General features: G+C 57.8%; 6 protein-coding genes and 1 pseudogene. 4 read left to right on the plus strand and 3 right to left on the minus strand.

The features are described 5' to 3' along the window. Positions 1–583: pseudogene (locus BMY49_RS16570) on the minus strand (IS1380-like element ISMaq3 family transposase); the annotation flags it as partial. A gap of 292 nt (positions 584–875) precedes the next feature. Here BMY49_RS16570 and BMY49_RS16575 point away from each other — a divergent pair. From BMY49_RS16575 to BMY49_RS16585, 3 genes are all read left to right on the plus strand, one after another. Further along, positions 876–1,145: a TFIIB-type zinc ribbon-containing protein gene (locus BMY49_RS16575; protein WP_172515652.1), complete on the plus strand. Its 270-nt coding sequence runs from the start codon at positions 876–878 to the stop codon at positions 1,143–1,145. Positions 1,146–1,326: 181 nt separating this feature from the next. Next, a complete protein-coding gene (locus tag BMY49_RS16580; protein ID WP_039882014.1) occupies positions 1,327–1,770 on the plus strand; it encodes a hypothetical protein in 444 nt (147 codons plus the stop codon). A 31-nt stretch (positions 1,771–1,801) separates the two neighbouring features. Next, positions 1,802–3,235, plus strand: a complete 1,434-nt coding sequence (locus BMY49_RS16585; protein ID WP_074211047.1) for an alkaline phosphatase D family protein — start codon at positions 1,802–1,804, stop codon at positions 3,233–3,235. Positions 3,236–3,482: 247 nt separating this feature from the next. Here the strand turns inward: BMY49_RS16585 and BMY49_RS16590 are convergent, their stop codons facing one another. Together BMY49_RS16590 and BMY49_RS17505 are read right to left on the minus strand one after the other, a co-directional pair. Then, positions 3,483–5,963, minus strand: coding sequence for a heavy metal translocating P-type ATPase (locus tag BMY49_RS16590; RefSeq protein ID WP_008173696.1), 2,481 nt, complete (start codon positions 5,961–5,963; stop codon positions 3,483–3,485). Beyond that, entirely contained in the window at positions 5,941–6,186 is a 246-nt protein-coding gene (locus BMY49_RS17505) for a hypothetical protein (RefSeq protein WP_136632012.1), read from the minus strand. The genes BMY49_RS16590 and BMY49_RS17505 overlap by 23 nt, the downstream gene beginning before the upstream one ends. Positions 6,187–6,545: 359 nt before the next feature. Here BMY49_RS17505 and BMY49_RS16595 point away from each other — a divergent pair. Next, positions 6,546–6,766, plus strand: a 221-nt coding sequence (locus BMY49_RS16595) for a transposase (RefSeq protein ID WP_208596225.1), incomplete at its 3' end; no start/stop codon positions are given.

A 6,766-nucleotide genomic window follows, 5' to 3' on the forward strand; every position in this document is an offset into this window, starting at 1 on the left:
CTCGATTGCTGGTGCGCAGATAGCTCACCAGCAAGTGCCTACCGCAGAAGACGTAAAGCGGGAAGTAGCAGTGATGGTCGTAATACCGGTTAAAGAACTTACCCGGCTGGTCGCCGTGCACCGGAATATCGGTGCCGTCAAAATCCAGCACGATTTCCTTGGGCGGCTTCTCATGCTGCTCGATAAAGTGGTGCCAGAGCAACTCATGCGCTTTGACAATGGTTTGCCGATCCATCGCCTGCTCCATTCGACAAAGCGTGGACTTGCCGGCCAGAGTCGAGGCATTCCCCGTGGCGGTTTGTAGTGCCTGATCAAAGCGAAGCGCTTCATGATCATTCAGATCTTCGTAGCCACCGGCCACACCGTAGACCCGTTGCCGGACCAGGGACTTGAGCTCATGACGAATCATCCGGGGATCCCGCTGGTCGGTCAGAGTCTCGGCCAGCCGTTGGGTTAACCGGTGTTGTTTGTCGACTTCGCGCAGTAACAGCAAGCCGGCATCGGAGGTGATATGGCCTCCGGAGAAGTCGGTTTCAATCTGGCGGCGGGAAAGTGGCGAGAAGGTCAGTTTTTGAGGTACCATTTTGGATAGCGGTTGTTGGTGTTGATTGATGGTGTAAGGTCCTGAAATTTTAACACTTTCAGCCGCTTTCTTTTATCCCCTCATGAGAAATTCGGGCTAGACTGCCCCTTGATTCACAACAGATAATAGATCACCTGCTCAATGGGGGCAGGGGGCTTCTGGGCACACCAATTAATCATGGTTGGTGCCGATAACATGCTGGAGAATATTTTGATTAGTTGCCCCAAGTGTGAAGGGGTGTGAGTATGGTGCTACTATGATTTCCCTGATGATTGACCTAAAGGAGAAGCTCATGAAATGTCCAGTATGCGAGAGTGTTGATCTGACGATGGCCGATCGACAAGGTGTGGAAATTGATTATTGCCCCAAATGCCGGGGCGTGTGGCTGGACCGGGGGGAGCTGGACAAGATCATCGAGCGTAGTGCCGTAGAACTGGCGCCGCCACCACGTCGCGAGCCAGAACCCCGAGGCTATGACAAGCACGGCGGTTACGGCAAGCATGGAGGCCATGGCAAACATGGGTATCGCCGCAAGTCCTGGTTGTCGGAAATTTTTGATTAGACAGGTTTGTTCAGGCGGCGCAACTCGGGTGGACATGGGCCTGCCTGGTGTCACCGCGGCGCAGGATCCTTACGTCTGGACTTTGACCTGGGGCCTTGACGCGCACCGCGGTCATCTGGTGGTCAAGGATGCGATACGTTGTGTTGGCGGAGGTGAACGTCACCCTTAGAGGAAGCAAATCATGGGACATCATCTTTTCCGGCGACCCAAACACAGACGGTATCGCGACATGGGTGGGTATTATGAGGGCGATGACCATTCCGGCTATCGCGAACGCAGAGCCCTGCCGGTGCTGAATATTCCGACCTCGGTCATCGTGGCCGGGCTGGTCATATGGTCTGCGCTTTCGCTCGGCGCTTGGTGGCTGGTCGATCCGGTCCTCTCCTGGATCTCCGGTGCAGCCGGGCCACTGGCCGATACCGGAGCGGGGCTTGCGAAGTGGTTTGGCCTTGGGGAGGAAGCCACGGCTTTACGTGATGCGGCCAATATTGAGGGGCTGCTCGGCTGGGCGGGTGGATCGATTCATTTTCTTGTCAAGACGGTCGTTCTGCTGGTTTGGGTTGCAGGGCTGATCGCGCTGATTGCAATACCCGCTGTCCTGCGACGAGGACAACGGCGACAGTAGTGCCCGAAGACTGATCGGAACCACCTTGCGCATGACATCCGAACCTCCGGTCATGACCGGACCGCTTCTCTTTCTCGACCATGTCGAGAAATATGTGTTACGGCTCTCTGTCCTTTTCATTGCGGACAATGGCGAGTGCCCGGAGCCAATCGAAACGGTCCACGGCGTACATACAGCGGAAATCCTCGCGGAATACGATCATATGACCGTTTGGCGAGCACGCTTCGACCTGCCCGCAAACCGCTCGTCCTGTTATGCCTGGAACGGCCAAAGTTACTCCTTGGCAAGTGATTTTCGAGGCGATATACGGATCGCCTATGTGTCCTGCAACGGCGAGCAAATCGGCGATCTGGAGCGCGAAGGGTCCGAGCGCAATGCGATGTGGGCACGCCTGACAGAAGATCACCGGAACGCGCCGTTTTCCCTGCTGCTGCACGGTGGCGATCAGGTCTATGCTGACCAAGTCACCGAGGGTCACCCCCTGAGCGAGGACTGGCCCGAACATATCCCCAAGGATCCTTCGCGCGCCGATCTTGCCGATTTGCGCCATTATTTGCGCGAACGCTTCCTGGAGCGCTACGTGGCGCTTTATCGTGCGCCGGAATTTGTCTGGATCGCCGCGCGCGTGCCGTCTCTCATGCAGTGGGACGACCACGATATTTGCGATGGCTGGGGATCGCTACCGGGGTCGAAGACCGACACACCGGTCGGCCAAATCCTGTTTGATGTTGCCCGCGAGAGTTTTTTGACCTTTCAGCATGCCGCAGTAGATGGTGATCTGCCTGAACGGTTCCACGATCCTGCCGGGCTGCATCTGGGCTGGAGTGTTCGCACAGCCGGTCTGCGCCTCCTTGCACCTGATATGAGGTCGGAGCGTACGCGCCACGAGGTAATGGGGGACGGCGGCTGGAAGATGATTCGAGCTGAGGCCTCGACCCCGGTGCAGGGTCACACGTTCCTGATGTCCAGCGTGCCGTTGCTGGGTCCACGCCTGTCGGTGCTTGAGGCTCTGATGGTCGCCATCCCCAAAATGCAGAAATACGAGGACGATCTGCGCGATCAGTGGCAAAGCCGCGCTCACCGTGACGAATGGTGCGATATGCTTCGGGTGATCCGGGACATGGCGCTTGCCAACGGCCATGATGTCACGGTGCTTTCGGGGGAAATCCACCTGGCGACGCGTGCCACGATGAAGCTCGGCGCCGGTCGCTGGTTACACCAGCTGGTTGCCTCGGGCATTGCGCATCGCGCCCCGCCAAGGGTGTGGGCACGAATTCTGGGGGCCCTTGCACAATTTGGTGAATCGCCGCTCAAGGCGTGTCCGATCCGAATCCCATGTATCCCCGGTCAGAAGTCGCGCTATATTGCGGAACGCAACTATCTGGTGCTTGAGCGGCGTTCAGATATATGGCGCGCCCGTTGGGCTCTGGAAGAGAGCGGGATAACACCGCCCCTTATTCTGTGATAATAATCTTCACACATGTATGTAAGGCCGCTAGCGCGGTCGTCGGAGTTTGCGCAGCCGATGATCCAGCACCAATGACCTGTAAATTGTGTGTTATTACCTGCCTTTTTCAATCCGTCATTCACGTCAAGCAGAAGCTCGAACAAATGAACACGCCTTGTATCCCCATCCAGGAAGAGTGGTCCGAGAGTTTGTTCGATCCACTTCATTGGGAGCTTCCTGCAACGGCTTCCTGTTGTCTGGTTGATTACACCGACATTTCCGCATTGGATACCCTACCCACGGGTGTAACAGGTGGAGCAAAACGAAATGCGAGCAAGCGCAGTGCGTTGAACACGACGACAATAGTCGACCCTTCGTGAACCGCCACCGCAGGTCCAATCCCAAGACCGAGAATCGTCGCGGGAACCAGCAAGGCAACAACGCCCAGGCTGAACCACAGGTTCTGTCGAATGATTGAGCTCGTCGACCGGCTCAACGCCACGGCGAAGGGCAAATGGTTCAGGTTATCCGCCATCAGAGCCACATCGGCGGTTTCCAGCGCGACATCCGAGCCCGCCGCGCCCATGGCAATGCCGACTGTGGCGTTCGCCATCGCGGGAGCGTCGTTGACGCCGTCGCCAACCATCGCTACTTTAGCCTCTGCGCGCAGTTTTTTGATCGTCTCCACCTTATCATCGGGCATCAGATCACCGCGTGCCTCGTCAAGGCCGACAGCCCGCGCGACAGCGTCCGCGACCTGCTGATTGTCGCCAGAGATCATGATCATCCGGCGAATGCCGATCGTGCGCAGCGTCTCTATCACCGCCGGTGCCGCTTCGCGCGGCGTATCCATCAGCCCAATCACGCCAAGATATCGGTCGCCTTGGCGAACAACCATCGTGGTGCGGCCGTTCGCTTCCAATGCTTCTATTTGGATCTTCAGAGAAGGAGGAATGGCAGGGCCGCCAATCTCCGCGAACAGGTCATCCTTACCGATGTAGGTTGTCTCGCCCTCGACGTCTGCCACGACCCCGCGGCCCGTAATGCTGCGCAGGTTCAATGACTCGGCGGCAGGCGTATCGCCCAGGCGTTCGCGTCCACCCCTGACAACGGCAGCGGCGAGGGGATGGTCGCTCAACATCTCGACCCCAACCGCCACCCGCAGAAGCTCCTCTTCCGCTACGTCATCGGCCGTCACCACATCGACGAGCTTCGGCTTGCCTTCTGTCAGTGTGCCGGTCTTGTCGAAGGCGATGGCCGTCAGCCGCCCCAGATTTTCGAGCGGGGCACCGCCTTTGATCAGAACACCGCCACGGGCGGCGCGTGCGACCCCGCTGAGAACCGCGCTTGGCGTCGCGATCGCAAGCGCACAGGGGCTTGCCGCTACCAGTACAGCCATGGCGCGATAGAAGGTGTCGCTGAAAGGTTCGTCGACGACGAAGCCCGCAAACAAAAGCGCAACGGCAAGAACCAGAACCGCCGGTACAAAGATGCGTTCGAACCGGTCGGTCAGGCGCTGGGTGGGCGATTGGTTGGTTTCGGCCTCGTTCACCATCTTGACGACGCGGGCGAGGGTCGAATCCGCCGATGTGCGCGTGACTTGAATTTCCAACGCACTGCCGCCGTTGATCGTACCGGCAAAGACACGGTTTTCGGCATCCACGAGGTCGGGTTTTTCCGCGGCAACGGTCGCATCCCCGACGGGTGATTTGTCCACCGGCACGCTCTCGCCTGTGATCGGTGCTTGATTGACGCTGCTTTCACCCTTGATGACGAACCCGTCCGCGGCCAGACGCTCGTTCGGCTTCACCAGCACGATGTCACCGACCCGCAAAGCATCGACGGCGATCTCTTCGACCTTGGCATCCCGGCGCACGGTGGCGGTTTTGGGCGCCAGGGCGCCAAGCGCTTCGATGGCCCGCTTGGCGCGACCCATGGCATAGCCTTCCAGCGCATGGCCAAGACTGAAGAGGAGCAGCAACAATGCGCCCTCGGCCCATTCACCAAGCGCTGCCGCGCCCGCCGCCGCCACCAGCATCAGAAAATCAATCTCGAACCGGCCAGTGCGCACACTGTCAATAGCCTCGCGCAGGGCGTAGTAGCCGCCGAAGAAATAGGCGGGCACGAGGACGAACAGGGGTGCCCATGGCGGCGTCGCCACGAACTTCGGCAAAAGCCAGCCAATCAGCAACAGCGCACCGCACAAGGCCACAAAAATAAGTTCCGTTTGCGCACCAAATATGCCGCCATGCTCATGATCGTGTGCTTCTCCAGTCGGCTCATGCGGTCTGGATTCGTCTTGTACCAGCGACAGTCTCATGTTCTGAAGGGCATTGCGCAGAGTGTTTTCATCAGTTTGCCTTCGATCAAATTCAATCCGCAGCGGCCCCTTGGCATTGGCCTCGGCCTCTACAACCCCCGGGAGACTGCGCAGCTGTGCGCTGACCGCTCTTGCCCGACGTTGATCCGGAATACCTTCAACCTGCCACACGAGGTGCCCGAACTGAGAGGTAATCTCTGCCCCGAACGCCTTGGCGACTTCGCGGACTCGTTCAAGCGAAAGCAATGCGGGGTCGTAATGAATACATAGCTCCATGCCCCCACCGCTTTCTGTATTGCGAACGTGGGCGATAGAGACACCTTCACGAGTTTCCAGGCTCTCGGCTAGCCGCTGTGCACAAGCCCCATGCGCATCCGGCGTGTCGGGAAGGAGGAGCGGGAGGTCAAGGCGAAGTGTTTTTTCCATGGTTGCACATCCTATCTTTTGTTGAAACCAAAACGCGACTGGGATCGGTACCTGGAATATGCTGCGAGACAAACGCAAAGCCGCAGGCACACAACGCTGCTGCCGCGTAGGCTATCATGCTGGCTTCGCGGCGGTGCCATAACCGATCCATTCCGGTCAGCCCGCCCAACACCGTGCTGGCGATTGTTTTGCTCGCAAGCTGCAACTGAAATTTCCAAGCCAACTTCTTTCTCCAGTGTTTTTGTCTTTATCCGTTCAAGTAGGCGTAGATGATATATTCTGCACCGAATTCACTGCTTGTCGCTTCTGCCCGGTGTGTGCGTCAGGTTGACAATACGCGACACCAATCGACATGGAGTACATGGGGCTTATTGCAAGCGCAATGCGAGCTGACGCGTTATTGCCTCCTCTACTGATTTTCTACATGATATCCCTGTGTGATGTGTTCTTGGGCCTCACGGGCATCCAGTTCCCTAGCCCGGATTTCTCATGAAGAAGGTAGCATGAGGAAGGAAGAAGCGGCTTAAAGTGTTAGAATTCAAGTTCCTACACAAAAACCCACACTAAAAGCCGCTATCCAAAATGGTACCTCAAAAACTGACCTTCTCGCCACTCTCCCGCCGCCAGATTGAAGCCGATTTCTCCGGAGGCCATATCACCTCGGATGCCGGTGTGTTGTTACTGCGCGAAGTCGATAAACAACACCGGCTAACCCAGCGACTGGCCGAGACGCTGACCGACCAGCGGGATGCCCGCATGATTCGTCATGGGCTCAACACCATGATCCGGCAGCGCGTCTACGG

The organism is Vreelandella aquamarina, from assembly GCF_900110265.1.
In the GTDB taxonomy this organism is placed as follows: Bacteria; Pseudomonadota; Gammaproteobacteria; order Pseudomonadales; family Halomonadaceae; genus Vreelandella; species Vreelandella aquamarina.